The sequence below is a fragment of the Mycobacterium aquaticum genome (assembly GCF_002086485.1).
GTDB classification, from domain to species: domain Bacteria; phylum Actinomycetota; class Actinomycetes; order Mycobacteriales; family Mycobacteriaceae; genus Mycobacterium; species Mycobacterium aquaticum.
In genome coordinates this window covers 1-26,879 of record NZ_MVHF01000072.1, presented here as the reverse complement: position 1 = coordinate 26,879, position 26,879 = coordinate 1, and the positions used below count along the sequence as shown (strand labels likewise).

Genomic DNA, 26,879 nt, shown 5'->3' with positions numbered 1-26,879 from the left:
CCCATCAGGCCGAGCACGCCGGTGATCATGGCGAAGAACGCCCCGGACTTGACCGCGAACACCGGCATGACGCGCACGCCGACGACGTTCTTTTCCGTGCGTCCGGGGCCGGGGAATTGCGTGTGCTTGCCGAACCACAGCAGCGTGAGATGTGTGGCGACGAGCGCCAATATGAGGGCGGGGATGAGCAGGATGTGCAGGGCATAGAGACGCGGGATCAGCACGGTGCCGGGGAAGTCGCCGCCGAACAGCGCCCAGTGCAACCAAGTGCCGATGACGGGTAGCCCCAGGGTGATCGAGGACAGCGCGGCGCGCAGGCCGATGCCGGACAGCAGGTCGTCGGGCAGCGAGTAACCGAAGTACCCCTCGAACATGGCCAGGATCAACAGGATTGCGCCGGTGACCCAGTTGGCCTCGCGCGGGCGCCGGAACGCACCGGTGAAGAACACCCGGGCAAGGTGGACCATGATCGATGCGGCGAACATCAGGGCGGCCCAGTGGTGGATCTGGCGGACGAACAGGCCGCCCCGAACTTCGAAGCTGATGTCCAGTGCGGACTCGTAGGCACGTGACATCTGCACGCCCCGAAGTGGTTGGTACACACCGTTGTAGGTGACCTCGGCCATCGACGGATCGAAGAACAGGGTCAGCCACACACCGGTGATCAGCAGCACGATGAAGCTGTACATCGCGATTTCGCCGAGCAAAAACGACCAGTGCATCGGGAACACCTTGTTCAGCTGACGGCGCACCGAAGCGGACGGGTTGATACCGGGAATCGATCGCGTCGGCACTGGAGCCGGCGTCCGGTCGCGACCAACTGGCGGACATGGCAGCCACGCTAGCCCGTTGGTGGGTTATGACTGGGCTCCATTTTGCGGCTGATTTTGGGTACCACTTTTCCTGTGGGGTGGGCCGTCGGAACCGGGTTAGAGTGATCGCCGGGGGACACATGGCACGACGACCGGCGACCCGGCTGCAACTGGGCGGGCACCGCTTCCTGCTCCGGCGCACGCAACACGCCCTGGTGCGCGGCGACGCCCGGATGATCGATGATCCGCTACGTGCACAAGCGATTTCGATGACCACCGGCGCAGTGCTCGCGGTCGTGGTCTTCGCGGTGTGCGCGGCGACGGCAATGCTGCGCCCCGGTGGCGATCTCGATGAGACGCCGATCGTAATGGTCCACGATACGGGGGCGCTCTACGTCCGGATAGCCGACACCATGCACCCGGTGCTCAACCTGGCGTCGGCCCGGTTGTTGGCCGCAACCCCCGCCAATCCGCGGCCAGTCAGTGCCCGCGCGCTCGCCGGGGCCAAACGTGGTCCACTGGTCGGCATTCCGGGTGCGCCCACGCAGATCGACCCTCCGCTGGGCATCGACGAGTCCGGTTGGACGCTGTGCGATGTGGCCGATCCGCCCGAAACAGTGCTGATCGTGGGGCGCACGACCTCCGACACAGTCGGGTTGCCCGGTGGGCAGGCGGTGCTGGTGGCTCCGCGCGGTGAGGGTCCGGCCGCCACGTACCTGGTCTTCGACGGCTGGCGCGCGGCCGTCGACCTTCGGGATGTCTCGGTGGTGCGCGCGTTGCATCTGGAAGGTGTTGCACCGCTGATGGTCTCGCGTTCGCTGCTCGACAGCGTGCCGGAGGCGCCGGGGATCGCGGCACCGCAGATCACCGACGCCGGCGCACCCGGCCCGCCCGCGTTGGGTGATCTCGGCGTCGGCACGGTGGTGCGGGTGGAACGGGCGGCCGGGCACGAGTTCTACGTCGTGCTGTCCGACGGAGTGCAGCGGATCGACCCCGTCGTTGCCGATCTGATCCGGTTCACCGTCGCCCAGCCTGGAGGACAGCCCCCGGTGGTGGCGGCCGACGTGATCGCGACCGTGCCGTTCGTCGAAGCATTACCAGTGCGCAGGTTTCCAGATCGGGTCGCGCAGGGCACCGCCGAGACGGTGTGCGCGGGCTGGGACCCGCGGCAGCAGAATTCGGATACGAATACGACGGTGTCCGTGGGTAGTTCGCTGCCGGTGCCGGCGAGCGACGGGGTGGTGCTCGCGCAGTCCGACGCCGAGGGGCCCAACATCGATCGGGTCATCACCCCTGCCGGCCGCGGTGCGCTGGTGCGTTCCACGGCAGTCGTCGGAACCGGTGGCACCGCCGGATCGGTGTTCTACCTCAACGACCGCGGGGTGCTGTTCGGTGTGCACGACGAGCGGGCCGCCGAGCACCTCGGCCTGCCCGGACCCGCGGTGTCTGCCCCGTGGTCGATGTTGGCAGTCCTTCCCCGCGGCCCGGAACTGAGCCGCGACGCCGCATCAGTCGTCCGTGACGGGCTGACCGTCGCCCGTGCGATCCCGTGATCTCCTGGCGGACAGCATGATCAAGAGGGCCGCGACGATGCACGCGGCAGCGCCTCCGAATGCAATCCGGCGCGGCCGTCCATCTGCTGCCGCTGCCGACGGCGGCGGCAGGAGAGGTTCAGTCACCGGTGCCGCGGATGCAGGGGTTCCACCGCTGACTGCCGCCAGAGCATCGACCACACCACTGCCGACGAATGGGTCCCACCCCGCCGGCGGGCGGTGCGCCGTCGCCTCGATACGGCGCATGACGTCGCGCGCACTGAGTTGCGGAAACCGTGACCGGACCAGGGCGGCGATACCCGCGACGACGGGCGCCGCATAACTGGTGCCCGAGATCGGCTTCCCTGCAGCGAGAAGGTCTATCAGTCCATCTGCGTCGGGATGCAGCGAGACCACTTCCTCGCCCGGCGTCGCGACGTCGACCCAGGGCCCGGCCAAGGTGAAATCCGACGCGGCGCCGTCGCGGCCGACCGATCCGACCGTCAGGACCAAGTCGTCATACCAGGCAGGGCTCGCGACCGAACGCACCGTGTCCCAGTCCGGTCCACCGGCGGGCGCCGGTGGCGGGTTCTGCTCCGGACACTGGCCGACTCCGCCGATGTTGCCTGCCGCCGTCACCACGACCACGTTCTTGACGTCGACGGCGTAGGCGAGTGCGGCGCCAAGCGCCCGGTCGTCGAGACGGTCGGTGGCAGCCACGCACGCCACCGACGAGATGTTGATGACGGTGGCACCCAGGTCGGCAGCGGTGCGCACAGCCCGGGCCAGGGTGTCAACGTCGCCGACACCGGGCGCCTGCCCCTCGACGGCGAACTTGGTGCTCGACTGTCGAATGCTGAGAATCGTTGCCTCCGGCGCAATCCCGCTGAAGCCGAGGCCGTCGGGAGCTCCGCCGATCAGACCGGCGACTATGGTGCCGTGCCCGTCGCAATCGGTCGTTCCGTCGCCACGCCCCACGTAGTCGCCGCCGCCCATGAGGTGGGGCAGCAAGCGGTGCCGCACCACCCCGGTGTCGATCACCGCGACGGTCTGACCGCGGCCCTTGGTGAGTCGCCACACCGCATCGAGCTCGATCGGATTGTGAGTGCCGTCGGCCGCACGTGTTGTCGGTGCGAAGCACTGCCCGCGCTGCCGCGTCGGTCCCGGAGGCGCGGGCGTGGATGCCTCTGGCAGCAACGTACTGTCGACCGACGGCGGATCCACCTCTGGAATCGGTCGCGGTCCCAGCGCGGTGGCAGCGGGCGCCCCTGAGAGCGCAACAACCGTGGCCACCGCGATGAGCCGGACGGGCCTGCTCATGGCAGGTTCAGACCTCGAGCCAGGTCGAAGAGCCCGGCGAGCCAGCACGCCAGCGGAACCGCCGACGCCAGCGCCAGGTACTCCGCGGCGTCGAGGATGCGGGTGGCCCGGTGACCGGTGGCCGCGGTGGCCACCCCCGGCGCGAGTGCCGCGAGCCCCGCGCTGACGGCAATCCCTGCCGCCCAGTGTGCCGATGTCGGCGACCACACCACGACGAGAACGAATGTCGCTGTGGTGGCGGCGAATCCAGCTGCCGCGAGTGCTATTCGGCAGACGCCCGAAGCGTGCGAGCGGGCCCGCAGCCCCAGTGCCATCCCGACTGCGCCGGTGAATGCCACGGCCGCCGGCATCACCGGGTGCCTGGCATCGGCGACGACAATGATCGTTCCCAACGCCGCCGCGGCGGAGAAGCCGGTGACGAGCCCCGTCAGCGTTCGATGCCCGCGGAGCACGGGGCCGGCGATGTCGCCGTCAGGTTCGTCGTCTTCGCCCGGCAGTGGGGGAGTGAGACCGGCCAGTGCGATCGACAGTCGCGGAGCCGCCGTCAGCCCGCCCAGCGCTGCCGTCGCCAACACAGCCCCGAGCGCCGCCGTGGACATCGGCCACATCACCGCCACCCCGCTGACCACCCCGACAGTCGCGATCGTCGTCACCACGGCGATCAAAATGACTGTGCTGCCATCAGATAACCGAAGTAGAACCGCGCCGACCGAGGCAGAAGCCACTGCGGCCAAAAAGACATTCGCCGGTGCCGGGCCGCCTGGCACGACCAGGAACCCGAGCACCGCGGCCTGCAGCATCGCGCAGATGTCCAAGGTCGTCACCGTGTCATGGGCACAGCGCACCCGGCGCGCTGCCATCGCGGCGCCGGTCACGGCGACGGCCAGGGCCGCAGCGGTGGCCACGCGTCCCATACCGTCAGCTGCCACGGCCGCCAATGTCAGCGTGCCGACCAGCACGGCGCCCAGACAACCGACCGGGCGCAACGTGGGGCGCGGTTTGTCCGGGATCGCCACGGCGAGTGCGTCGATCAGGGACGGGTCGCGGGGCCGTGGCTTCGGCACCGCAGCGGCGGACAACAACAGCAGATCCCCGTCTCGAATGTCCTGCTGGCTCAGGGACATCGATTCGTCCAGCGACGGCCCGCCGACCCGGGACAAGCTCCAGCGTCGCGGCCCGGTGCCTGCCCCGACGGCATCGGCGATGGCGGGTAACAATTGCCCGACGGTGATCGACGACGGCAGGCTCAGATCGACCGTCGCCGGTTCGTCGGCACCGGGCAGCTCACAGTGAATCGCCACTCGGCACAAAGCATTCGGCACGCCATCACCCCCCCGGTTGACGCCAGTGAACACACCGTAGCCGAGCACTGCGGGAGCGGATTGCAGCAATTTCGGGTGGAACGGATCTGCTGCGGCGTGCGTCTTACCGTCGATGGAGCTCACCGCACAACACCGGCTGAGCTCGCCGGCGCCATCCGGCGAGCTCGTCATCGACGCGCCGCCTCCGGTGCCGGCGAGTACTCCGGCGAACCTCATGGCCCGCCTGTTGCCGGTGCTGCTTGTGCTGGCCATGGTCGGCATGATGGTCGTCTACTTCCGATCCGGTGCTGCAGCCTCGCGCGGACCGATGTTCACGCTGTTCCCCGTCATGATGGTGATGTCGGCGCTCGGCACGCTGGCCTACAGCATGCGGGGCACCGGACGGACCGCGGAACTCGACCGTGACCGGCGAAACTATCTGAACTATCTCGACGGTATCGACATGGCGGCGGCGGGAACCGCCAAGGCGCAGCGGGATTCGCTGTACACGCGCTATCCGGACCCCGATGTGTTGTGGACGTTGGTCGGCACTGAGCACATGTGGCGGCGTGGGCCTGCCGATCCGGACTTCGGTGTGGTGCGCATCGGTGTCGGTGAGGTCCCGCTGACCACCAGGCTGGTAGTGCCCGAATCTGCTGCGGGCGTGGAGCAGGACCCGGTGACAACGGCCGCGTTGCGGCGCCTGATCGGTCGGTGCGCCACGGTGCCCGCGGTGCCGGTCACCGCGGAACTGCGCACCGCACAGCGCCTCACGATCACCGGTGAGCGGTCACGCGCCCGGGCGTTGCTCCGTGCGCTCGTCTGCGGGCTGGCCGTGGCGCACGGACCACGCGACGTGCGGGTGGCCGCGGTGCTCGACGATGCCGCCGCGCCCCGGTGGGAGTGGCTGAAATGGCTTCCGCATCACCAGCATCCGCACGACGTCGAGAATCATCTCCGCTACCACACGCCGGCAGAGGCATGCAGTAGCGCCGCGGTCCCGCACCTGGTGGTCATTGTCGATCACGCGGACGCGGGCCTGCCGCCACCGGTTACCGGCATCACTGTGGTGGTCGTCGGCGAGGGGAACGGAAGCACGGACCTGCGGCTTGATGTCGACTCCGGTGACATCGCGTGGGACGGCATGACGATCGACGACGCGCTGACGTGTGCGCGACGGCTCGCGCCGCATCAGGTGACCACGTCGGCAGGAGCACCCACAGATTGGCCGGGGCTGATCGGGTTGGGCGACCCCGCGCAGCTGGATCCTGCCCTCTCCTGGCGCCAGCCCGGTTCGCTGTTGCGGGTACCCGTCGGCGTCGACGACAACGGCGCGCCAGTGCATCTCGACCTCAAGGAAGCCGCCCAGAACGGTATGGGCCCACACGGGCTGTGTGTCGGGGCCACCGGGTCGGGAAAATCCGAGTTCCTGCGGACCCTGACCCTTGGCTTGGTCGCGACCCATCCGCCCGAGCTGCTCAATCTGATCCTGGTCGACTTCAAGGGCGGCGCAACGTTTCTGGGCCTGCAGTCGGCGCCGCACGTGAGCGCCTTGATCACCAACCTCGCCGACGAAGCGGCGCTGGTGGCACGCATGGGTGATGCGTTGGCCGGGGAGATCACGCGCCGGCAGGGCATCTTGCGTGCGGCAGGCAATATCGCGAACATCACCGAATACCAACGGCATCGGCCCGCTCTGCCGCCGCTGCCCGCCCTGTTGATCATCGTCGACGAATTCTCCGAGCTGCTCTACCAGCAGCCGGATTTCGCCGAACTCTTCGTCGCCATCGGCCGGCTGGGCCGGTCTTTGGGTATGCACCTGCTCCTGGCCAGTCAGCGGCTCGACGAGGGCAGGCTGCGCGGGCTGGAAACCCATCTGTCCTACCGGGTGTGTCTGAAGACCTTCTCGGCAAGCGAATCCCGTGCTGTGCTGGGAGTTCCCGACGCCCATCAACTCCCCAGTGCACCGGGCGCGGCCTATCTGAAGACGCCCGCCGGCGAGCTGGTGCGGTTTCAGACCGCTTTCGTCTCGACGCCGATGCCCGCGTCGCTGCCGGCCCCGCCCACCGCTGTCAGCCGCTTCACGGCGCGCTGGGCGTCGCAGGGTGTCGTGGCGCGCCGCGAGACCGGCCCCACCCTGATCGACGCGGTGCTCGCTCGCATCGCCGGGCACGGTAGACCTGCGCACCAGGTCTGGATTCCACCACTGCCGGCGGTCGTGCCGCTCAGCGACGTGCTGCTGTCAGCCTGCACACCGTTGGCAGTGTCGATCGGGTTGATCGACAGCCCTTTCGAGCAGCGGCGGGACCGGCTGAACGTGGTCCTCGACGGTGCCGCGGGCAATGTGGCGATCGTCGGCGGTCCACAGTCGGGTAAGTCCACGGCCGCCAGGACCCTGGTGATGGCCCTGGCCGCCACGCATCATCCCCGTGACGTCCAGATCTACTGCCTCGACTTCGGCGGTGGCGGCCTGGCGTCCCTGTCGGCGCTGCCCCACGTCGGTGTGGTGGCCGGGCGTCATGACCTGGACCTGGTGCGACGCACGGTGGTCCAGTTGGAGGACGTGGTGCGGAGCCGGGAGGACCGGTTCGGCGAACTGAGCATCGATTCGATGGCCGCGTACCGGCGTCATCGCGCATCCGATCCCGCGGCTGCGGACGAATTCGGAGATGTGTTCCTGGTCGTCGACGGTTGGTCGGTGTTGAGGCAGGAGCTCGACGCGGTCGAGGCGGCGATCAGTACTCTTGCTGCCCAAGGTCTTTCGTACGGTGTGCATGTGGTGCTGACCGCGTCGCGGTGGGCGGAACTCCGGCCCGCCGTCAAGGATCAGCTCGGCACCCGGATCGAACTGCGGCTCGGAGATCCTGCCGAATCGGAGATGGACCGCAAGCGTGCCCGCACCCTCACCGACTGCCGGCCTGGGCGAGGACTGACCCGAGACGGCCGTGAGTTGCTGATCGCAGTACCCCGGCTCGATGGTGCACCGAGTATCACGGGACTGGTCGACGCCGCCGCACGCGTGGTCACGACGCTGCGCGCTCAATACCCCGACATGTGTGCCCCGCCGATTCGGCTGCTACCGGCGACAGTCGAGCATCGCGCTCTGGAGCAGGCCGGCAAAACCCGGCCGGCCACCCAAGTTCTCATCGGGATCGGTGAGCACAAACTACGGCCGGTACTCATGGATTTCGCTGACCAGAGCAATCTGCTCGTTCTCGGTGACACCGGATGCGGCAAGACCACGGCGTTGCGAACTTTGTGCGCCGACCTGGTCGCGACCAACAGCTCCCGCGATGTGCGCCTGCTCATCATCGATTTCCGACGGACGCTGCTCGGCGTGGTCGAGTCCGACCATTTGGCCGGCTATGCCATCTCACCGGTGGCCGTGGCGACACACTTGCCGGCTGTGCTGGAGCTGCTGCGAGCGAGGATGCCCGGGCCCGACGTGACACAGCAGCAGTTGCGCAGCCGCTCGTGGTGGGTCGGGCCGGAGTTCTACGTCGTCATCGACGATTACGACCTGGTCGTCGGCGACGCAGGCAATCCGCTGACTCCACTACTCGAATACCTGCCGCATGCCAGCGATGTGGGACTGCATGTCGTGGTCGCCCGCCGGTCCGGGGGAGCGGCGCGGGCCATGTTCGATCCCTTGCTGGCACGGATGCGCGACCTCGGCTGCATGGGCCTCGTCATGAGCGCCTGCGCCGATGACGGCGTGCTGTTCGGCGGGGTGCGACCCCGGCAATTGCCGCCCGGCCGTGGCACACTCGTCACCCGCGCCGGCCGCGATGAGCTGATCCAGGTGGCCGTCGTACCCGAGCGGGACATACCGTGACGACGGCCGTGATCGAGGCGGGCCCGGTACTGGTGCGCGGCAAGGGCACGGTTCCTGCCGAGGCCGCGCGGATCGCCGTGGAGTGCATCGACGACTCCGTCGCGCTCGTCGACGACGAACCGGTATCGGTCGACGAGCTGTGGGCACAGCTCATCCGAGCGGCTGCGGGCCGCTCGCCCGAGGCGCCGATCGTCGTGTGCCCCACCTGGTGGACCACCGACCAGGCCGACCGGATCCGGACGGCGGCCGCCGAGCTCGACGGTGTTGTGCTGCGCCGGGCTCAGGCTCTCGCCGCGACGCTGGACGACGCGTCATGGGCGGTGGTGGAGATCGCCGACGAGTTGGTCATGGTGTCGTGCGGGGACGGTGAACCGATGCGGCTCGTCCGCCGGGGCGAGGTTTCGGCATTGGCCGCCGAGGTGGTCGGTGCCACCCGAGGAGCCGCCCAGGTCATCGTCGACGCGCCGGGTGAGGTCGGCGGTGCCGCTGCCTTGGCAGGGGCCGTCGGTGACGCCCTACGCGCCTGCGGCACAACGATATCGATGGCAGGGCCGCGGATGCTGGGCAACGGTGCGCGCGCAGCAGTACCGCGGCAGGATGTCCGCCCGTCGGCGGTGCCTAGGCGCCGCCGGGGCAACCGCCATCTCATCGGGATCGCCGTGGCCGTGGCGATCACGTGCGTGGGCTTGGCCGCCCGGCCGGCTGCGCTGCCCCGGCAGACGGCGTTGGTGGAGGGTCGGGTCGGGATACAGATCCCGGCAGACTGGCACGTGCGCCGGGTGACATCCGGCCCGGGATCGGCTCGGGTGGAGGTGGTTTCGGTGAGCGATCCGGATACCGTCATCTATCTGACCCAGTCGCCGATCGACACGGCCGACCCGCAGGCGGTGGCGGATACGCTGCGACGCGCTCTCGACGAGCAACCGGCGGGAGTGTTCACCGAGTTCAACCCGGCCGACCGCATCGCCGATCGTCCGGTGGTCAGCTATCGCGAGGTTCGCGGTGGGCGGGACGTCGGCTGGGCGGTGTTCGCGGACAAGACGGTCCGCATCGCCGTCGGCTGCCAGGGTCCGGTGGACCGGCGAAAGGCACCGTGTGAGGCGGCGATCCGCTCTGCGCACGCGGTGCCGTGAAATCAGACGGAACCGAATCGGCGCCGCCTGCGTCGAATTGATATACCCCGCAAGACAAACCGGAAGGTGCGAGATGGCTTCAACTTCGGGATCCCTTGGTACCGACTTCGACGTGATGACCACTGCCGCCGGCCGGATCGACGTCGTCAACGATGACATCCGTGCCATGCTGCAGACGTTCATCGGGCGGATGAGCAGTGTGCCGCCGTCGGTCTGGGGTGGGGCGGCGGCTCTGCGATTCCGCGATGTGGTCGACCGCTGGAACAGCGAATCGCTCAAGCTGCACACCGCGCTGCAACGTATCGCCGAAACCATCCGCTACAACGAACGCACGCTCCGTGAAGCTGCCGAAGGGCATTCGCAGCAGCTCGGTGCCGTCGCGGACACTCTCTGATCGATCGGAGCAACGCATGAGCCAGGTACTGTCCTACAACTTCGGCGAGATCGAATACACGGTGCGCCAAGAGATCCACACCACCTCGGCCCGGTTGAACGCGGCCCTGGAGGACCTGCGCACGCAGCTCGCCCCGCTGCAACGCGTCTGGACCCGCGAAGCCGCCGAGGCGTATCAGCTGGAACAGACTCGCTGGAACCAGGCCGCGGCGTCCCTCAACGAGATCTTGTTCAACCTGGGCAATGCGGTTCGCGACGGCGCCGACGATGTGGCCGCCACCGACCGCAGTGCCGCCAATGCGTGGGGTTATTGATCCCCACCGGCGAAGCTTGTGCGGTCCCGCTCGGAATGGAGAGGCCAGCGGGGCCGCACATTTCGCTGGGCGCGCAGCCAGGACAGCTGGCCGGCCATCCGGCTGCGTTCGTCGCGGTAGTGCGTCGCCAACCATGCCGCTCGGTACACGTCGCCGGACCGCTCGGCCTTGGCGATACGGGCGTGCTCACGCGCGTCAAGCCACGACAACCGCAGCGCGAACACTGGCCCGGTCAGGGTCTGCATGGCGCGGTCATATCCGCTGCTGAGCAGTGAAAATGATTGAGTTGCAACATTTTCTGCTTGCACCCTGGCTGTCTGGGCGCGCCCGCGGTAATCGGTGGCGCCGAGTTGCCTGCGGGTGCGGTCCACCAGAGCCCGCCAACTGAGCGGGGTGTGGTAGGAGGCCAATGCGGCGTTCACGGCATCCAGTGAGCTCAGCGTCCCGCCGTGATCGCGGTCCCGGATCTCGGCGGCGCGCTCGAACAGCTCGGCCATCGTCGGAGTCGGGGCCCTGGTGATCAGTTCAGTGGCGGGCCGGATCAATTCGGTTGGCGCGCCGAAGTATCCGAATACTGCGCGGGTCAAGCTGTCGTTACGGACGAAATTGCCGACAGCCCGGTGCAGCCAACCTGCCATCAGCAGCACCGGGATCCCGAACAGCACCTGGTAGACCCACCAGGCGTCGACCCACAGCAATGCGTAATAGACGATCAGCGCGGTCAGCAACCCGAGACCGACCAGTGCGAGCCGGCTGATCTCCGTGCCGCGCTGCGGATACTGCGCTCGATACGCCACCGCGAGGGTGGCCCGGTCTATGTCGGCGGCGATCTGGCGGCTACCGGGCGTTGCGGCAGGCAGTTTCTCGACGAGCAGCAGCGAGCGGTACAGCCCGCGTTGCAGTTGCCCCTTCGAGGTGAAGTCGGTGTGGCCGGTGGCCAGACCGATCACCGCGGGGGCGACCGCAACCAGTGGCGCGCAGGCCATCACGACGTCGAACAGCATCGCTACAGAGTCTAGGCGGCCGGCGCGGCCGTTTTAGTGTTTGCCGTTACCCGCGGCATCGTTGGGGCGACTCGGCCGGCGCCGCCGGCCGTTGCGGGCCGCGGGGCTTCCGGCGCGGGAGCCGGTAACCCCGGCGGGGTGCCCCGCGTTGCGTGGCTTGCTGCGCCGCGGCTGGGCGGGCTGAGGCCGGGCCGGTTTGGGCTCGGGACGCTTGGGCTCACCGAAAACCCGCTCGCCGGGAGCGATCTGCTGCAGCACGGGATGATCCGTGCCGTTGATGCGGGTGATCGTCGGCTTGACGCCGGCCTTGCGGGTCAGGTTCCGCACGTCCGACACCTGCGCGTCGTGCATGAGGGTCACCACGGTGCCTTCGTTGCCCGCGCGGGCGGTACGTCCGGACCGATGCAGATAGGCCTTGTGCTCGACCGGCGGATCCGCGTGCACCACCAGGTTCACATCGTCGACGTGAATGCCGCGGGCGGCGATGTCGGTGGCCACCAGCACAGTGGCGGAGCCGTCGGAGAACGCGGTGAGGTTACGGGTACGCGCGTTCTGCGACAGGTTGCCGTGCAGTTCAACCGCCGAGATACCCCGCGAATTGAGCTGGCGGGTCAGGTTTTTCGCGCCGTGCTTGGTGCGCGCGAACACGATGGTGCGGCCCGGCGCGGCGGCCAGGTCGGCTACCACGTTGACGCGGGCCGCGTTGTCCACGTGCAGCACGTGGTGCACCATCGCGGTGACGGGCGACTGCGCCGAATCGACGCTGTGCACCACCGGATCATGCAGGTAGCGCTTGACCAGCACGTCGACCCCGGCGTCGAGAGTGGCCGAGAAGAGCAGTCGCTGACCGTCTTTCGGGGTCTTGTCCAGCAGGCGCTTGACGCCGGGCAGGAAGCCGAGGTCGGCCATGTGGTCGGCTTCGTCGAGCACGGTGATCTCGACGGCCGACAGGTCGGCATGGCCTGATCGCATGTGGTCTTCCAGCCGGCCCGGGCATGCAATCACGATGTCGACACCCTGCTGCAGAGCCGAAATCTGCGGGCCGGCGCCGACGCCGCCGAACACGTTGAGCGACTTCAGGCCGGCCGCGGCGGCCAGCGGGGCCAGCGAGGCCTCGATCTGGGTGACGAGCTCGCGGGTCGGCGCGAGAATCAGGGCGCGTGGCCGGCGCGCCATCCGGCGGCTGTCGCTGCGGGCCAGCCGGGCGACCAAAGGCAGCAGGAACGCGTAGGTCTTGCCGGACCCGGTGCGGCCGCGGCCGAGCACGTCGCGTCCCTTCAGCGAGTCGGGCAGGGTGGCGGCCTGGATCGGGAACGGCGCGGTCACGCCGCTGGCGGCCAGGGTGGTGACGATCTCGGCGGGAAGGCCGAGCTCGGCGAACGTGGGCACAGTGCTGCCACTGTGGTTTGGCGCAGACAAAATGAAACTCCGAAAAGTCGAGGGCGGTCGTCCTGCCCGGCGCGGGTGACATCCCGCGGCGCTCGGTGTGACGATCGAGGAGGCGGCACTGGCAGAACAGATGTGCCGATCGGCCATGAGTCTACCGGTACGACACCGGGGATTGCGTCTTCGCGGAGTGTGACCTGCGCGACTGGGTGGCCTGCTCTGGATGCGATGCGGGCCTGACATTTCTCCCAGCGAGGCTGGTCAACTATCCTGGCGAACACGCGATGGCCTGCGGAAATGGCCTGCTGCGAGGAGCGTGATCGAGGTGGGCATGTCGAGGACCTCCGGCGGCCGGGTGCCGTCGGAGCAGCTGCGTGCGGTCCGCGAGCTTTTCGTCGCCGGAGAGGTCGACGCTGCCTATCTCGACTCGACCCCCGTTCGGCGCGTCGTCGCCGAGAGTTGGCAGCGCAGCCTGGCCACCGGCGTGGACCCTGACCGCGGTGCACAGGCTGCGGCCGCCGCCGCCCGGCTCAGCGCGCTGCGGGAGGCCAATCCGTTGTCGAGTGCGCTTCCGGTGATCCGCCGGCTGCTGGTCGACGATGCCACCGACTCCGGTGTCGTCGTTGCGATCACCGGCCCCGACGGCACCCTGCTGTGGGTGGAAGGTGACCTCGCCGCGTGCCGCAAGGTCGAGGCGATGAACTTTGTCCCTGGCGCCGACTGGAGCGAGAGCAGCGCAGGCACCAACGCGCCGGGCACGGCACTGGCCCTCGACGCCGAGGTGCAGATCCGCGGTTCCGAACACTTCTCGCGCGTCGTGCAGCCATGGAACTGTACGGCCGTGCCGGTCCACGACCCGGTCACCGGCGCGCTGCTCGGCACCATCGACCTCACGGGTGGCTCAGCCATCGTGACCCCGCAGACCTTGGGGCTGGTCCGGGCCACTGCCGTGGCGGTGGAGAACCATCTGGCGTTGTTGCGGCTGACCCGGCCTGCGAGCCAGCCGCCGCCCGCCGAGGCGCGTCTCACCGTGCTGGGGGCCGATCGCCCGCAATGGCAGTACACCGACGCCGACGGCTTCGTGCGTTCCGCGATGCTGACCGGTCGGCATGCCGACATTCTGGTGTTGCTCCTGCGCCATCCGGAAGGTCTCAGCGCCGATCACCTCGCCGTGCTGCTCGACGAGAAAGACCTCGACGTGGTGACCATCCGGGCCGAGATGTCACGGTTGCGCCGGGTCATCGGCGAGGCCTACCTCGCGTCACGGCCGTACCGGCTGGTCAAACCCATCGCCAGCGACATGGGTGACGTGTTCGATGCGCTGGGTGCCGACGACGTCAACGCGGCGTTGCGGGCATATTCCGGGGAGTTGCTGCCGCAATCGGTCTCTCCGGCGGTCGCGCGGGTGCGGACCGAGCTGAGTGCCGGCCTGCGGGGCGCGGTGCTGGCGGAATCCAACCTCGATACGCTGCGGCGCTGGCTGGACCTGCCCGAAGGCCGCGACGACCGCGAGGGTTGGCGGCGGCTGCACGACCACAGCGATGCGGGTGCAGGCACCCGGGCCAAGGCACACGGCCATCTTGTCGGCATCGATTTCGACCTCAGTTGAATTTGCTCCTCACGTCCGCGGTGCTGATCTGCTCCTCACGTCCGCGGTGTTGATCTGCTCCTCACGTCCGCGGACCTGATCCCGCCGGCCACGACGTTGCGACCTCGTGCAACTGTGGTGCAACCCTGCGCAACCTATCTTCAGTGATCACCGACACATTTCGTCGTCTGAAGGCAGGGAGAAGTCATGACTGTGTACGCCCGTCCGGGTGCCGAAGGCTCGTTGATGACCTTCGAATCGCGTTACGCCAACTACATCGGTGGCGAATGGGTGGCCCCCGTCGAGGGGCGGTATTTCGAGAACCCGTCGCCGGTCACCGGGCAGGTGTTCTGCGAGATCCCGCGGTCGACCGAGGCTGATGTCGAGAAGGCGCTCGACGCCGCGCATGCCGCCGCACCGGCGTGGGGCAAGACCTCGCCCGCCGAGCGCGCGGTGATCCTGAACAAGATCGCCGACCGCATCGAGGCCAACCTCGAGTCCATCGCGCTGGCCGAGTCGTGGGACAACGGCAAGCCGATCCGTGAGACGCTCAACGCCGATATTCCGTTGGCGGTGGACCACTTCCGTTACTTCGCCGGGGTGCTGCGCGCGCAGGAAGGCTCGCTGAGCCAGATCGACGAGGACACCGTCGCCTACCACTTCCACGAGCCGCTGGGCGTCGTCGGGCAGATCATCCCGTGGAACTTCCCGCTGTTGATGGCGACCTGGAAGCTGGCCCCCGCCTTGGCCGCGGGCAACGCTGTCGTGCTCAAGCCCGCCGAGCAGACCCCGGCCTCGATCCTCTACCTGTTCTCGCTCATCGGTGACCTGCTGCCCGCCGGTGTGGTGAACATTGTCAACGGCTTCGGCGTCGAGGCGGGCAAGCCGCTGGCCTCGTCCAACCGGATCGCCAAGATTGCATTCACCGGTGAGACCACCACCGGCAGGCTGATCATGCAGTACGCATCGCAGAACCTCATCCCGGTCACCCTGGAACTCGGCGGCAAGAGCCCCAACATCTTCTTCAACGATGTCCTGGCCGCCAACGACGACTACCAGGACAAGGCGCTCGAGGGCTTCACGATGTTCGCCCTCAATCAGGGTGAGGTCTGCACGTGCCCGTCGCGCAGCTTGATCCAGGCCGACATCTTCGATGAGTTCCTGGAACTGGCCGCGATCCGCACCAAGGCGGTCCGGCAGGGTGATCCGTTGGACACCGAGACGATGATCGGCGCGCAGGCCTCCAACGATCAGCTGGAGAAGATCCTGTCCTACATCGAGATCGGCAAGTCCGAAGGCGCCAAACTGATCACCGGTGGTGACCGGGCGGAGCTGGGCGGCGATCTCAACGGGGGCTACTACGTCGCTCCGACGGTGTTCGCGGGCAACAACAAGATGCGGATATTCCAGGAGGAGATCTTCGGACCCGTCGTCGCGGTGACCTCGTTCGCGGATTATGACGACGCGATCAGCATCGCCAATGACACGCTGTACGGCCTGGGTGCCGGCGTGTGGAGCCGCAACGGCAACACCGCCTATCGCGCCGGCCGTGACATCAAGGCCGGCCGGGTGTGGACGAACTGCTACCACCAGTACCCCGCCCACGCTGCGTTCGGCGGCTACAAGCAGTCCGGCATCGGCCGCGAGAACCACAAGATGATGCTGGACCACTACCAGCAGACCAAGAACCTGCTGGTGTCCTACAGCAACAAGGCGCAGGGCTTCTTTTAAAGAGGCGCACCAGTCCCACAACTGAATACCCCGCACCGCGAATGCGATGGTGTTACGAGAAACTGCCCGTGACTCGTGATGCCAGAGCATTCGCGGTGCCCTCGCGGGTTTCCGGACAGTCTTGAAATGCCTTGAAATACAAGGAGATACGGCTTTCAAACTCACTCTGGACATCTGAGCCGGGTCAAGTGATACTACTTAAAGGTCGAATTACGGACCTTTAACTTCGGTGAGCGGGACGCCCCGGAGGAAATGTCGCGCTGAGCGCTGACGTGCCAGCTCATCGAAAAGCTTTGCATATTAAGGAGTTCGAAGTGTCTGCTGTTGAGGAACACCTCGAAAGCGCAGATTATCTGCAGAAGCGCCAACTCAAATCCGGAAGCGCCGGCTGGTTGCTGCTGGCCGGCCTCGGCGTCAGCTACGTCGTGTCCGGCGACTACTCAGGCTGGAACTTCGGCCTCGGGCAGGGCGGATTCGGCGGCCTGGCGATCGCCGCCGTGGTGATCGCCGGCATGTACCTGGCGCTGGTGCTCGGGATGGCCGAGCTGTCCTCGGCGCTGCCCGCCGCGGGCGGCGGCTACACGTTCGCTCGCCGGGCCCTCGGCCCCTGGGGCGGATTCGCCACCGGCACAGCGATTCTCATCGAGTACTCGATCGCGCCCGCGGCCATCGCCACGTTCATCGGCGCCTATGTCCAATCGCTGGGGTTGTTCGGCATCACCAACGGCTGGTGGGTCTATCTGGCGGCGTACGCGTTGTTCATCGGGATCCACCTGTCCGGCGTCGGAGAGGCGCTGAAGGTGATGTTCGTGATCACGGCCATCGCCCTGGTGGGTCTGGTGATCTTCGCAGTCGCCGCCGTCGGCCACTTCGACCTCGCCAACCTGACCAACATCGCGGCCGACCACAGCGCTGCGGGAGCGTCGAGCTGGCTGCCTCACGGCTACCTCGGTATCTGGGCCGCCATCCCGTTCGCCATCTGGTTCTTCCTCGCCGTCGAAGGGGTCCCGCTGGCCGCCGAGGAAACCGCCAACCCTGAGCGCAACGTGCCACGCGGCATCATCGCGGCGATCGGCGTGCTGCTCGTGAGCTGCGCGGTGGTGCTCGTGCTGACCACCGGCGCCGGTGGCGCCGAGCAGATGTCCGACTCGGGCAACCCGCTCGTCGAGGCGCTCGGTGACACCACCGCAGCACGGCTGGTCAACTACATCGGTCTGGCCGGCCTCATCGCAAGCTTCTTCTCGATCATCTACGCCTACTCGCGTCAGCTGTTCGCCTTGTCGCGGGCCGGTTACCTGCCCACCAGGCTGTCGGTGACCAACTCGCGCAAGGCGCCGACGCTGGCGCTGATCGTGCCCGGCATCATCGGCTTCCTGTTGTCGCTGACCGGCAAGGGTGATCTCCTGCTGAACATGGCCGTCTTCGGCGCCGCGTTGAGCTACGTGTTGATGATGGTCAGCCATATCGTGCTGCGGGTGCGGGAACCCAACATGCCGCGGCCGTACCGCACCCCCGGCGGCGCCATCACCACCAGCGTCGCGCTCGTCATCGCAGTGCTGGCCGTCATCGCGACCTTCCTGGTCAATCCGGTGGCAGCCGGCCTATGTCTGGCCGTGTTCGCCGCATTCATGGTGTACTTCGCCGTGTACAGCCGCCACCGCCTGGTGGCCAACTCGCCCGATGAGGAGTTCGCGATGCTGGCAGAAGCGGAGAGCGAACTGAAATGAAGTACCAGCAACAGGTTTCGGGGGTCAACTACACCTTTGACGGGCTCGTCGAGGTGATGGCCAAGGCCACCCCGCTGCGTTCGGGTGACCAGTTGGCCGGATGCGCTGCCGAACACGACGGGGAGCGTGCGGCTGCGGCCTGGGTGCTCGCGGACCTGCCGCTGGACACGTTCCTCACCGAGGAGATCGTTCCGTACGACACCGACGAGGTCACCCGGCTGATCATGGACACCCATGACCGCCAAGCGTTTTCGGCCGTGTCACACCTCACCGTCGGCGGCTTCCGGGACTGGCTGCTGGAGACGGCGTCGCACGACGACAGTGCCGAGCGCATCGCCGCCGTCTCCGCCGGTCTCACCCCGGAGATGGTGGCCGCGGTCAGCAAGATCATGCGCAACCAGGATCTGATCGCGGTGTCGGCCGCCATGCGCATCCAGGCGGCCTTCCGCACCACCATCGGCACCCCGGGCACGCTGGCCACCCGGCTGCAGCCCAACCATCCGACCGACGACCCTCGCGGCATCGCCGCGGCGGTGCTCGACGGGCTGTTGCTGGGCTGCGGTGATGCGGTGATCGGGATCAACCCGGCCACCGATTCGCCGCAGGCCACCGCCGATCTGCTGCACCTGCTCGATTCGATCCGCACCCGCTACGACATCCCCGCCCAGTCCTGCGTGCTGTCGCACATCACCACCACGATCGGGCTCATCGAAGCCGGGGCCCCGGTGGACCTGGCGTTCCAGTCGATCGCAGGCACGGAGGGCGCCAACACCGCGTTCGGGGTCAACATCGCGCTGCTGCGGGAGGGCAACGAGGCTGCGCGCAGCCTCAACCGGGGCACTGTCGGCGACAACGTCATGTACCTGGAGACCGGGCAGGGTTCGGCACTGAGTTCGCATGCCCACCTGGGTGTCGGCGGCAAGCCGGTAGACCAACAGACGCTGGAGACCCGCGCCTACGCGGTGGCCCGTGACCTGCAGCCGCTGCTGGTCAACACCGTCGTCGGGTTCATCGGCCCCGAGTATCTGTACGACGGCAGGCAGATCATCCGGGCCGGTCTGGAGGACCACTTCTGCGGCAAGCTGCTGGGCCTGCCGATGGGCGTGGATGTCTGCTACACCAACCACGCCGAGGCCGACCAGAACGACATGGACACGCTGCTGACGCTGCTGGCCGCAGCCGGGGTGGCGTTCGTGATCACCGTGCCCGGTGCCGATGACGTCATGCTGGGCTATCAGAGCCTGTCGTTCCACGACGTGCTGACCACGCGGCGCACGCTGGGCCTGCGGCCCGCGCCGGAGTTCGAGGGATGGCTGCGCACCGTGGGCATGGTCGACGAAACCGGCAGGCTCACCCCGTTCGACCTGGAACGCTCGGCGCTCCGGTCGCTCACGTCAGCGGAGGCATTGTGAGCGTCAACCACGTTGCAGTACAGGAATTCTGGGATGAGCTACGTAAGACCACCCAGGCCCGTATCGGCCTGGGGCGGGCCGGCAACGGTTTGCCCACCCGGCGGGTGCTCGAGCTCGCCGCCGCGCATGCCGCTGCCCGCGACGCCGTGCACGTGCCGCTGGACGTCGAGAAACTCTCCGAGGAGGTGCGCCAGGTCGGTATCGGTGAGCCGACGGTGGTGACCAGCCGCGCCATCTCCCGCGACGAATACCTGCGCAGGCCCGACCTCGGCCGGATGCCCGCCGACTCCATGAGCGTGCCCGACACCCCGGCCGACATCGGGTTCATGCTTGCCGACGGGTTGTCGCCGACGGCCTTGAACCACCACGGCGCGGCCCTGCTGGCGGCGCTCGTGGAGCAGCTGAAGGATCGCTACACCCTGGCCCCGCCGGTGATCGCCACCCAGGCCAGGGTCGCCCTCGGCGACCACGTCGGAGCACGGTCGCATGTGCGCACGCTGCTGGTGATCGTGGGGGAGCGGCCGGGGCTCAGCGTCGCCGACAGCCTGGGCATCTATCTGACGCATCTGCCGCAGCCCGGGCGCACCGACGCCGACCGCAACTGCATCTCCAACATCCATCCGCCCGACGGTCTCGGATACGCCGAGGCGGCACGGGTGGCGGCAGGCCTGGTGGCCGGCGCGCGTGAACTCGGCCGCTCGGGCGTCGACCTCAAGGACACCTCGCGCACAGCGACTCTCGGTCCCGGAGGGGCCGCGGAGCTCACCTGATCCGCAGCTGTGTTGAGCCTGAGCGCCTTTCGGTCGAGCGCTGGGCAAGTCCTGTGGTGTGGCCGCGTAAGTCCTTGTGCTGCAACGTAGCCCGTGAAAATCCTGCCTGGCTCGTGCGAGTTCGCTGATTCAGCGATCACACAGCGTAGGGGTAGCCTGTTCCACAGAATCCGGCGTGAGATTGTCCTATGGAGACACACCACGCAGGGGTTTCATCCCGGTCCCGCCGCGTACGAGTTCTCGGCGTTGCGATCGGCGCCGGTGCCGTTGCGGCGATGGCGGGATTCGCACTCGCACAACCGGATAGCGGTCCGTCTGGAGTCGGTCTTCCGTTGGCCGGATCTGGTGACGCGCCGGGGAACACCACCTACAGCCAGCCCGCCATCGGGCAGATGAAGATCGGCAACACGGCGACGGTGACGACCTCCGCCGCCAGCCCGGCAGGTTAGCGGCGCGGCCGGGTAGGAGGTTGACGTGATGAACTCGCGCATTCTCGGCGTGGCCGCGATTGCCGTCGCCGCACCTGCGGTCGCGCTCATGTTCAGTGGGCCCGCCCAGGCGTCCTCGCCGAATGTCGTCGGCCAGAAGTATGGCGACGCCAGCACGACGCTCAGCGGCGCCGGTTACACGCCGGTGGTCCGAACCACCGTCGGTGACCGCCTGGCGTGGTCGGACTGCGTCGTCACCAACCAGGTCGATCACACCGAGCAGCCGGCGCCGAACTCGAGCGGCTCGGCCGTCAATCAGACGTTGGTGTCGCTCAACTGCGATGCCGCCGTGGCGTCGGCCAAGGCCCCCGGCAACTCGCTGGGCAGCCCTGAGGGCCGCGCCGCGGCTGCGGCGGCCAAGGCCTCCACCACGCCCACGCCGGCGGCGCCTGCGGGTTAGGCCCGACTCAGGGCAGTCCGGCCTCTTCGGACGGCAGCGCGGCCGGACCCTTGATGTTCGGTTTTGCCTTGGCGACCAGCGGCTGGGTGGCGGGCGCCAGAGTGGTGGTCGTCGCACCGATCTGCATGGCCGGTGACGTCACGGTGGGGGGAGGCGGCGGTAGGTGTACGGCCAACGACGTGCCCGATCCGCCCGATGCGACGCCCAGCCAGCCCAATGCCAACACTGCGCCACCACCTACCACGGCGGCGAGTGCTCTGACGCTGATCTTCTTCTCGGCAGCCATGATCTGAACCCCCTGGTTCTAGAGCAGGTGGATTGAGTGCACGCCGGTAATCTGGGAATTCGGGCAGGTCTTTCTTGTGAATTACCTTCGAGACCGTTGAGCATTTGCTTTTCGGGTGGCGCCCGGAGTGGGGCGTCTCGCGAATCGGCGTTTTGACCTGCGCCGACAGTGCACGGTAGGCTGCTCCGTTGGCGTGTGCTGCCCTCACGGGCAAGCGGGTCCCGGGTCGACGTCGGTCGCCGGGAACACCGATATGCATCCGCCGGACCGACAACCACAACGGGGCAACCCGATACGAGAGAGGTAAGCGCTGTGCCTACATACACGCCGAAGGCGGGTGACACCACGCGGTCGTGGTACGTCATCGACGCCACCGACGTGGTGCTCGGCCGGCTCGCCGTCGAAGCAGCCAAACTGCTCCGCGGCAAGCATAAGCCGACATTCACGCCCAACGTGGACGGTGGCGATTTCGTCATCGTCATCAACGCCGACAAGATCGCCGTCAGCGGCGACAAGCTCACCAAGAAGTTCGCTTACCGCCATTCGGGTTACCCCGGTGGTCTGCGTAAGCGCACCATCGGCGAGCTGCTGCAGAAGCACCCGACCCGCGTCGTCGAGAACGCGATCGTCGGCATGCTGCCGCACAACAAGCTCAGCCGGCAGATCCAGAAGAAACTGAAGGTCTACGCCGGTCCGGAGCATCCGCACGCCGCGCAGCAGCCGGTTCCGTTCGAGATCAAGCAGGTGGCCCAGTGACCGAAGTGAATGAGACCGAGGCCGTGGCCGACGTTGTGACGGAGGCCGTCGAAGAGGTCGTCGAGCACCGCGAGCCGGTCATCATCGACCGCCCGATCCAGACCGTCGGCCGCCGCAAGGAGGCTGTGGTCCGGGTGCGCCTGGTGCCCGGTACCGGCCAGTTCCACCTGGACGGCCGCAGCCTGGAGGCCTACTTCCCGAACAAGGTCCACCAGCAGCTGATCAAGGCCCCGTTGGTCACCGTTGACCGGCTGGAGAGCTTCGACGTCTACGCCCACCTCGATGGTGGCGGCCCGTCCGGTCAGGCAGGCGCGCTGCGTCTGGCCATCGCCCGGGCGCTGATCCTGGTGCAGCCGGAGGACCGGCCTGCACTGAAGCGGGCCGGCTTCCTGACGCGTGACCCGCGTGCCATCGAGCGCAAGAAGTACGGCCTCAAGAAGGCCCGTAAGGCTCCTCAGTACAGCAAGCGCTGATCTGTTTCGCCGTCAAACCGCCGGGCGTGGAATCTCCACGCTCGGCGGTTTTTCTTATTTATCCCAGTCTGGCGATATCAGTAATCATCCCACCATCGGCTCTTATTTGTAATTCACCAGCTCATGTGCATTTACATTTGCATTCGTGCAAATCGAGTTAATCCGATAGCCCGCCTAATGGCTTAGTGTTTCGCGCATTCGCTTTGACATTGGGTCGGAAAATGGAAAACCCTGGTTGCCGAGCGGGGCGCAGATATTGCGTCTGGGCAGGCCGAATCTGCCCGCCGGTACGGGTCAGTCAGCTCGATGGGGGACCGGGTCGCTTCCTGACTGAAAGGACTGGTTGATGAAGAGCACGATGAAGCGTGTGACGGTTGGTACCGCCTTGGGTGGTGCGTTGTTGGCGTCGGTTGGCTTGGGTCTGGCCAACGCCGAGCCGCGCGGCGACGGACAGGTCGACGTCGTCGTCGGCACCGCGGGCACGCTGCACAACGTTCCTGTCGCGACGGCCGCGCAGATCGTCGGCAGTGTGTGCAATCGCGACGTCGGGCAGGTGACTCCTGCGGTCGAGGCCGTCGACGCCAATGGCGGCGACCAGAATGTGTGTAACAGCAGCCTGGGTGCGGTCGACCTGCGGCAGAACGACTCCAGCAACGCGGAGGGGACCCAGTCCGCCCCGACCACCGCGCCCAGCACGAAGTCGACGACCCCGACGTCGACCCCGTTGCCCGTGCCGACGGCGACGCACGCTCCGGCGCAGTAGCCAGCTGCCCGCGCCGCCCGCATCCGCATTGAGGTGTGGGCGGCGCACCCGCCGGATCTCGAGGGGATCCCGATTCGGCGGCGGCATGGCTGCGGGGGACCTCAGTTGGCTCTTTATGCCCTTCTTATGAGAAATTTGTGGGTATGGGTCGACTGTTCGGCACCGATGGGGTGCGCGGAGTCGCCAATCGCGATCTGACGGCCGAGCTGGCGCTGGCGCTGGGCTCTGCGGCCGCTCGTAGGTTGGGTTCTGCAGGTGGGGCACGCCGCCGTGTCGCGGTCGTGGGCCGTGACCCGCGGGCGAGCGGCGAGATGCTGGAGGCCGCGGTGATTGCCGGGCTGACCAGTGAAGGATTCGATGCGCTGCGCGTCGGTGTGTTACCGACGCCGGCCGTGGCGTATCTGACCGGGGCATACGACGCCGATTTCGGCGTGATGATCTCGGCGTCGCACAACCCGATGCCCGACAACGGCATCAAGATCTTCGGTCCGGGTGGGCACAAGCTGGACGACGCCACCGAGGACCGCATCGAGGAACTGGTCAACTCCGGGCCCGGGATGCGGCCGACCGGTGCCGGGATCGGCCGGGTGCAGGACGCCGAGGACGCCCTGGACCGTTATCTGCGCCATGCCGGCAAGGCGGTCACCACCAGGCTCGACGGGCTGACCGTGGTGGTCGACTGCGCGCACGGCGCCGCGTCGGCGGCGGCGCCGTTGGCCTACCGGGCTGCGGGCGCCAATGTCATCGCGATCAACGCCGCACCCAACGGGCTCAACATCAACGACGGCTGCGGGTCCACCCACCTCGACGTGTTGCAGGCGGCGGTCCGTGAGTACGGCGCCGATCTGGGCCTCGCGCACGACGGCGACGCCGACCGTTGTCTGGCGGTCGACGCCGAAGGCCGGGTGATCGACGGCGACGCCATCATGGTGGTGCTCGCGCTGGCGATGCAGGAGGCCAATGAGTTGGCGTCCAACACGCTGGTCACCACGGTGATGAGCAATCTGGGGCTGCATCTGGCCATGCGGGCTGCCGGCATCGACGTGCGGACCACCAGCGTCGGCGACCGCTACGTGCTCGAAGAGCTGCGGGCCGGCGAATTCTCCCTCGGCGGTGAGCAGTCGGGGCACATCGTGATCGGCAGCTTCGGCACCACCGGTGACGGCATCGTCACGGGTCTGCGGCTGATGTCGCGGATGGCGCAGACCGGGTCGAGCTTGGCCCAGTTGGCGCAGCCGATGCGCACGCTGCCTCAGGTGCTGATCAACGTCCAGGTCGCGGACAAGGCGACGGTGGCTCAGTCGCCTTCGGTGCAATCCGCGGTCGCCGAGGCCGAGGCTCAGCTGGGGCAGACCGGACGAATCCTGTTGCGGCCGTCCGGTACTGAGCAGGTGGTCCGAGTGATGGTGGAAGCTGCCGACGAGGACACTGCCCGCCGGCTCGCCGTCCGCGTGGCCGAATCGGTGAGCGCACAGAACTAAGGGAACCGCTGCGCGTCCCGCTGCGTCTAAACCGGGCATGGGAGAAGTTGACGCGGCCCACGTCGACGTCGGGGCACTGCTGGATGCGGCACGTCAATACGACGCCGCCGCCGAGATCATCGAGTCGTGTGTCGGGGTGCGACTGCGGTTCGACGGCGCCACGGCTGGTCGGGACCACTCCGCGTCGGGTGAAGCGCTGCGGACCGCGCTCGACGACCGGATCGCACCACTGCGGCAATGGGCCCGCGCGGCAGGCGAGGTGGCTGCGGTACTGCGCAGCACCACCGATCGCTATGTCGCTGCCGATGTCGGCGCAGCTGCCCGGGTGGGCTGAGCCGTGTCCCAAATCGGTGATGTCGCAGCACGTTTGGACCAAGGGCAGGCCTTCGTCGAGGACTTCGCCGAATTCGTTTGGGCCTGTGAGCTTTTGGGCTACCGGCATCCGGACCTCACCACACACATGGGGCAGGTGCGGGACTGGTACGCCGGCGAGGACGGCCTGGATCTGCGGGTGCTCGACGCCGACGGTGCGGGGCTGGCCGCGGCCGCGGGTTCCGCCGAGCGGGCGCTGCGGCTGCAGGACGATCAGCTCAGCGCACTCGCGCAGGCATGGCAGGGGCGTGGGGCGCAGGCGGCGCGGGATTTTCTCGGCCGCCACGGCGGCACAGCTCAGCAGGCTGTCGCCGCGGTGCGCAGAGCCGCCGACACCGTCGCGTGGCTGCGCGACCAACTGTGGCGGGCCGTCGATGGCAAGGTCGCGGTCACCGAGCGGATCGCAGAGCGCTGTGCCACGCAGCGTGAGGCCTGGTTGGCCGCGGCCCGCACGGTGCGCACCGGTCTGGGGGATCGTGACACAGCGAGCGAACTGATCGATGCGCAGGTGAGACCGTTCGTGGACAACGACATTGGGGTGGAGTGGGTGTCCGCGATGCGCTCGGCTCATACCGCGGTATCCGATGCGTACGCATCCGCGATCACCGCACTCACCGATACGCCGGTCCCGGTCTTCGAGATCCCCGGCGATCTAGGACCATCGTGGACGCCGCGCCCGCCCTCTGCTGTTCCGGCCGATCCGCCCGTCGGCAGCACCGGCACGATTCTCGCAGGTTTCGTGCCATCCGGACATGCGGAGCAGATGCCCTGGGCAGCTCCCGTCAGCGCGCCGTTCATCGAGCCTCAGAGTGCTTCTCCTGCACCATATCTCCCACCTCCGGGTGCCGAACCGGCCGCGGCTGCCACCAGTCCGGCTGCGTTCGATGCGGCTGCGTTGGACCCGGCTGCGGCGTGGGGTGGGCCGTCCGGCGGTGGACTGCCGGGAGCAGGGTTGACGGGCCTCGGATCGGGTTTGTCCGGCATCGGTCAACAATTGGCCGACCTGTTCGGTGGATTGATCGGATCGTCGGCGGACGGAGCATCCGGGCCCGCGACCGACACTGCGCTCTCCGACGAGCTCGACAATCCGGACGCCTCAGACGTGGTCGACCATGAGGACGCATCCGACGACCCTGACGAGGAAGACCCGGGAGGAGCCGCGGACGATTCCGAAGCTGACGACGACGACGCGGACGCTGACGCTGACGACGCTGAAACCGAAGCTGAGAGCGAGACGCCCGAAGAGGACGCGGCGGCAGTGCCCGACGACACCGCAACCGAGGCTGCCGGCACCGTCGACCCCGCGGAGCCCGCCGAACCCGTTGCACCGCAGACGCCGGCGCCCACTGTCGCGCCGCCCGCGGTGCCGGTTTCGCCGGCCGAGCCGGTGGCGGCACCCGCAGGCAAGACGCCCTGCGAGATCGCCGCGGACGAGCTACCACAGGTAGGCGGTTAGGCCGCGCGAGCGCAGCGTGCGAGTGTGATCGCGACGTGTAGTTCGGTCGCGCTTTCGTAGAGTTCGACAGGGCCCGGGGGTGGCGGGGCGGTCGAGCGGTAGTGCGCGCCGGTGGGGGTGACGAATTCGGCGGTGTGGACCCCGTT

General features: G+C 67.8%; 23 protein-coding genes and 2 pseudogenes. 18 read left to right on the top strand and 7 right to left on the bottom strand.

The annotated features are described in order from the left end of the window. A pseudogene (locus tag BST13_RS36940) lies at nt 1–831 on the bottom strand (cytochrome b); the annotation flags it as partial. 121 nt (nt 832–952) lie between these two features. Between BST13_RS36940 and eccB the strand changes: the two are divergent. After that, nucleotides 953–2,365, top strand: coding sequence for a type VII secretion protein EccB (gene eccB / locus BST13_RS36935; protein ID WP_083170987.1), 1,413 nt, complete (start codon nt 953–955; stop codon nt 2,363–2,365). On the opposite strand, the gene mycP is transcribed toward eccB, so the two are convergent. Both mycP and eccD read right to left on the bottom strand, forming a co-directional pair. Further along, on the bottom strand, nt 2,321–3,664 hold the full coding sequence (gene mycP / locus BST13_RS36930) for a type VII secretion-associated serine protease mycosin (protein ID WP_083170985.1): 1,344 nt from the start codon (nt 3,662–3,664) through the stop codon (nt 2,321–2,323). The two genes, eccB and mycP, sit on opposite strands and share 45 nt — an antisense overlap. Beyond that, a complete protein-coding gene (eccD, locus tag BST13_RS36925; protein ID WP_245839951.1) occupies nt 3,661–5,109 on the bottom strand; it encodes a type VII secretion integral membrane protein EccD in 1,449 nt (482 codons plus the stop codon). Before eccD ends, mycP begins: the two co-directional genes overlap by 4 nt. Between eccD and eccCa the strand changes: the two genes are divergently transcribed. The 4 genes from eccCa to BST13_RS36905 all read left to right on the top strand — a co-directional run bounded on the left by eccCa (nt 5,099) and on the right by BST13_RS36905 (nt 10,640). Beyond that, nucleotides 5,099–8,800 (top strand): type VII secretion protein EccCa, encoded by a 3,702-nt coding sequence (gene eccCa, locus BST13_RS36920; RefSeq protein ID WP_083170983.1) that lies wholly within the window; start codon nt 5,099–5,101, stop codon nt 8,798–8,800. The two genes, eccD and eccCa, sit on opposite strands and share 11 nt — an antisense overlap. Then, nucleotides 8,797–9,933, top strand: a complete 1,137-nt coding sequence (locus tag BST13_RS36915) for a type VII secretion-associated protein (RefSeq protein ID WP_083170981.1) — start codon at nt 8,797–8,799, stop codon at nt 9,931–9,933. Before eccCa ends, BST13_RS36915 begins: the two co-directional genes overlap by 4 nt. Nucleotides 9,934–10,006: 73 nt before the next feature. After that, nucleotides 10,007–10,327, top strand: a complete 321-nt coding sequence (locus tag BST13_RS36910; protein WP_083170979.1) for a WXG100 family type VII secretion target — start codon at nt 10,007–10,009, stop codon at nt 10,325–10,327. Nucleotides 10,328–10,343: 16 nt separating this feature from the next. Further along, on the top strand, nt 10,344–10,640 hold the full coding sequence (locus BST13_RS36905; protein ID WP_083170977.1) for a WXG100 family type VII secretion target: 297 nt from the start codon (nt 10,344–10,346) through the stop codon (nt 10,638–10,640). On the opposite strand, the gene BST13_RS36900 is transcribed toward BST13_RS36905, so the two are convergent. Together BST13_RS36900 and BST13_RS36895 are read right to left on the bottom strand one after the other, a co-directional pair. After that, nucleotides 10,634–11,644 carry a hypothetical protein gene (locus BST13_RS36900; RefSeq protein WP_083170975.1) on the bottom strand — a complete coding sequence of 337 codons (1,011 nt, stop codon included), beginning with the start codon at nt 11,642–11,644 and terminating at the stop codon, nt 10,634–10,636. The genes BST13_RS36905 and BST13_RS36900 overlap by 7 nt on opposite strands. A gap of 33 nt (nt 11,645–11,677) precedes the next feature. Beyond that, on the bottom strand, nt 11,678–13,033 hold the full coding sequence (locus BST13_RS36895; protein WP_083170973.1) for a DEAD/DEAH box helicase: 1,356 nt from the start codon (nt 13,031–13,033) through the stop codon (nt 11,678–11,680). A gap of 328 nt (nt 13,034–13,361) precedes the next feature. On the opposite strand from BST13_RS36895, the gene BST13_RS36890 reads away from it, so the two are divergent. The 7 genes from BST13_RS36890 (at nt 13,362) to BST13_RS36865 (ending at nt 21,146) form a co-directional block, all read left to right on the top strand. Then, nucleotides 13,362–14,639 carry a GAF domain-containing protein gene (locus BST13_RS36890; protein WP_083170989.1) on the top strand — a complete coding sequence of 426 codons (1,278 nt, stop codon included), beginning with the start codon at nt 13,362–13,364 and terminating at the stop codon, nt 14,637–14,639. Nucleotides 14,640–14,825: 186 nt separating this feature from the next. Next, the gene (gene adh / locus BST13_RS36885; protein WP_083170971.1) at nt 14,826–16,349 is read left to right on the top strand and encodes an aldehyde dehydrogenase; all 1,524 of its coding nucleotides are present in this window, start codon (nt 14,826–14,828) and stop codon (nt 16,347–16,349) included. A gap of 314 nt (nt 16,350–16,663) precedes the next feature. Next, nucleotides 16,664–18,076 carry an ethanolamine permease gene (gene eat / locus BST13_RS36880; protein WP_083170969.1) on the top strand — a complete coding sequence of 471 codons (1,413 nt, stop codon included), beginning with the start codon at nt 16,664–16,666 and terminating at the stop codon, nt 18,074–18,076. Next, complete coding sequence (locus tag BST13_RS36875; protein ID WP_083170967.1) at nt 18,073–19,488, top strand: ethanolamine ammonia-lyase subunit EutB; 1,416 nt, start codon at nt 18,073–18,075, stop codon at nt 19,486–19,488. Before eat ends, BST13_RS36875 begins: the two co-directional genes overlap by 4 nt. Continuing rightward, the gene (eutC, locus tag BST13_RS36870; protein ID WP_083170965.1) at nt 19,485–20,258 is read left to right on the top strand and encodes an ethanolamine ammonia-lyase subunit EutC; all 774 of its coding nucleotides are present in this window, start codon (nt 19,485–19,487) and stop codon (nt 20,256–20,258) included. Before BST13_RS36875 ends, eutC begins: the two co-directional genes overlap by 4 nt. 188 nt (nt 20,259–20,446) lie before the next feature. Further along, nucleotides 20,447–20,707, top strand: coding sequence for a hypothetical protein (locus BST13_RS38905; protein ID WP_142282942.1), 261 nt, complete (start codon nt 20,447–20,449; stop codon nt 20,705–20,707). A gap of 28 nt (nt 20,708–20,735) precedes the next feature. After that, nucleotides 20,736–21,146 (top strand): hypothetical protein, encoded by a 411-nt coding sequence (locus tag BST13_RS36865; RefSeq protein WP_083170963.1) that lies wholly within the window; start codon nt 20,736–20,738, stop codon nt 21,144–21,146. A gap of 7 nt (nt 21,147–21,153) precedes the next feature. Here the strand turns inward: BST13_RS36865 and BST13_RS36860 are convergent, their stop codons facing one another. Beyond that, nucleotides 21,154–21,432 carry a hypothetical protein gene (locus BST13_RS36860; RefSeq protein ID WP_083170961.1) on the bottom strand — a complete coding sequence of 93 codons (279 nt, stop codon included), beginning with the start codon at nt 21,430–21,432 and terminating at the stop codon, nt 21,154–21,156. A gap of 312 nt (nt 21,433–21,744) precedes the next feature. On the opposite strand from BST13_RS36860, the gene rplM reads away from it, so the two are divergent. The 6 genes from rplM to BST13_RS36830 all read left to right on the top strand — a co-directional run bounded on the left by rplM (nt 21,745) and on the right by BST13_RS36830 (nt 26,733). Beyond that, nucleotides 21,745–22,188 carry a 50S ribosomal protein L13 gene (gene rplM, locus BST13_RS36855; protein ID WP_083170960.1) on the top strand — a complete coding sequence of 148 codons (444 nt, stop codon included), beginning with the start codon at nt 21,745–21,747 and terminating at the stop codon, nt 22,186–22,188. A 23-nt stretch (nt 22,189–22,211) separates the two neighbouring features. Then, nucleotides 22,212–22,661, top strand: a complete 450-nt coding sequence (rpsI, locus tag BST13_RS36850; protein WP_232491278.1) for a 30S ribosomal protein S9 — start codon at nt 22,212–22,214, stop codon at nt 22,659–22,661. 346 nt (nt 22,662–23,007) lie between these two features. Next, nucleotides 23,008–23,424 (top strand): hypothetical protein, encoded by a 417-nt coding sequence (locus BST13_RS36845; RefSeq protein ID WP_083170957.1) that lies wholly within the window; start codon nt 23,008–23,010, stop codon nt 23,422–23,424. Nucleotides 23,425–23,567: 143 nt separating this feature from the next. Further along, nucleotides 23,568–24,905: a phosphoglucosamine mutase gene (gene glmM / locus BST13_RS36840; protein ID WP_083170955.1), complete on the top strand. Its 1,338-nt coding sequence runs from the start codon at nt 23,568–23,570 to the stop codon at nt 24,903–24,905. Between the two features lie 37 nt (nt 24,906–24,942). After that, nucleotides 24,943–25,239: a type VII secretion target gene (locus tag BST13_RS36835; protein WP_083170954.1), complete on the top strand. Its 297-nt coding sequence runs from the start codon at nt 24,943–24,945 to the stop codon at nt 25,237–25,239. 3 nt (nt 25,240–25,242) lie between these two features. Continuing rightward, nucleotides 25,243–26,733 (top strand): hypothetical protein, encoded by a 1,491-nt coding sequence (locus tag BST13_RS36830; RefSeq protein ID WP_083170952.1) that lies wholly within the window; start codon nt 25,243–25,245, stop codon nt 26,731–26,733. On the opposite strand, the pseudogene BST13_RS40070 reads toward BST13_RS36830, so the two are convergent. Then, nucleotides 26,730–26,879, bottom strand: a pseudogene (locus tag BST13_RS40070) (HNH endonuclease); the annotation flags it as partial. The gene BST13_RS36830 and the pseudogene BST13_RS40070 sit on opposite strands and share 4 nt — an antisense overlap.

Bases quoted from the DNA above. Each gene is read 5' to 3' on its own strand.
- eccB (WP_083170987.1), top strand. From the start codon at position 953: ATGGCACGACGACCGGCGACCCGGCTGCAACTGGGCGGGCACCGCTTC.
- mycP (WP_083170985.1), bottom strand. From the start codon at position 3,664: ATGAGCAGGCCCGTCCGGCTCATCGCGGTGGCCACGGTTGTTGCGCTC.
- eccCa (WP_083170983.1), top strand. From the start codon at position 5,099: ATGGAGCTCACCGCACAACACCGGCTGAGCTCGCCGGCGCCATCCGGC.
- BST13_RS36910 (WP_083170979.1), top strand. From the start codon at position 10,007: ATGGCTTCAACTTCGGGATCCCTTGGTACCGACTTCGACGTGATGACC.
- BST13_RS36905 (WP_083170977.1), top strand. From the start codon at position 10,344: ATGAGCCAGGTACTGTCCTACAACTTCGGCGAGATCGAATACACGGTG.
- BST13_RS36900 (WP_083170975.1), bottom strand. From the start codon at position 11,644: ATGCTGTTCGACGTCGTGATGGCCTGCGCGCCACTGGTTGCGGTCGCC.
- BST13_RS36890 (WP_083170989.1), top strand. From the start codon at position 13,362: ATGTCGAGGACCTCCGGCGGCCGGGTGCCGTCGGAGCAGCTGCGTGCG.
- adh (WP_083170971.1), top strand. From the start codon at position 14,826: ATGACTGTGTACGCCCGTCCGGGTGCCGAAGGCTCGTTGATGACCTTC.
- BST13_RS36875 (WP_083170967.1), top strand. From the start codon at position 18,073: ATGAAGTACCAGCAACAGGTTTCGGGGGTCAACTACACCTTTGACGGG.
- BST13_RS38905 (WP_142282942.1), top strand. From the start codon at position 20,447: ATGGAGACACACCACGCAGGGGTTTCATCCCGGTCCCGCCGCGTACGA.
- BST13_RS36865 (WP_083170963.1), top strand. From the start codon at position 20,736: ATGAACTCGCGCATTCTCGGCGTGGCCGCGATTGCCGTCGCCGCACCT.
- BST13_RS36860 (WP_083170961.1), bottom strand. From the start codon at position 21,432: ATGGCTGCCGAGAAGAAGATCAGCGTCAGAGCACTCGCCGCCGTGGTA.
- BST13_RS36845 (WP_083170957.1), top strand. From the start codon at position 23,008: ATGAAGAGCACGATGAAGCGTGTGACGGTTGGTACCGCCTTGGGTGGT.
- glmM (WP_083170955.1), top strand. From the start codon at position 23,568: ATGGGTCGACTGTTCGGCACCGATGGGGTGCGCGGAGTCGCCAATCGC.
- BST13_RS36835 (WP_083170954.1), top strand. From the start codon at position 24,943: ATGGGAGAAGTTGACGCGGCCCACGTCGACGTCGGGGCACTGCTGGAT.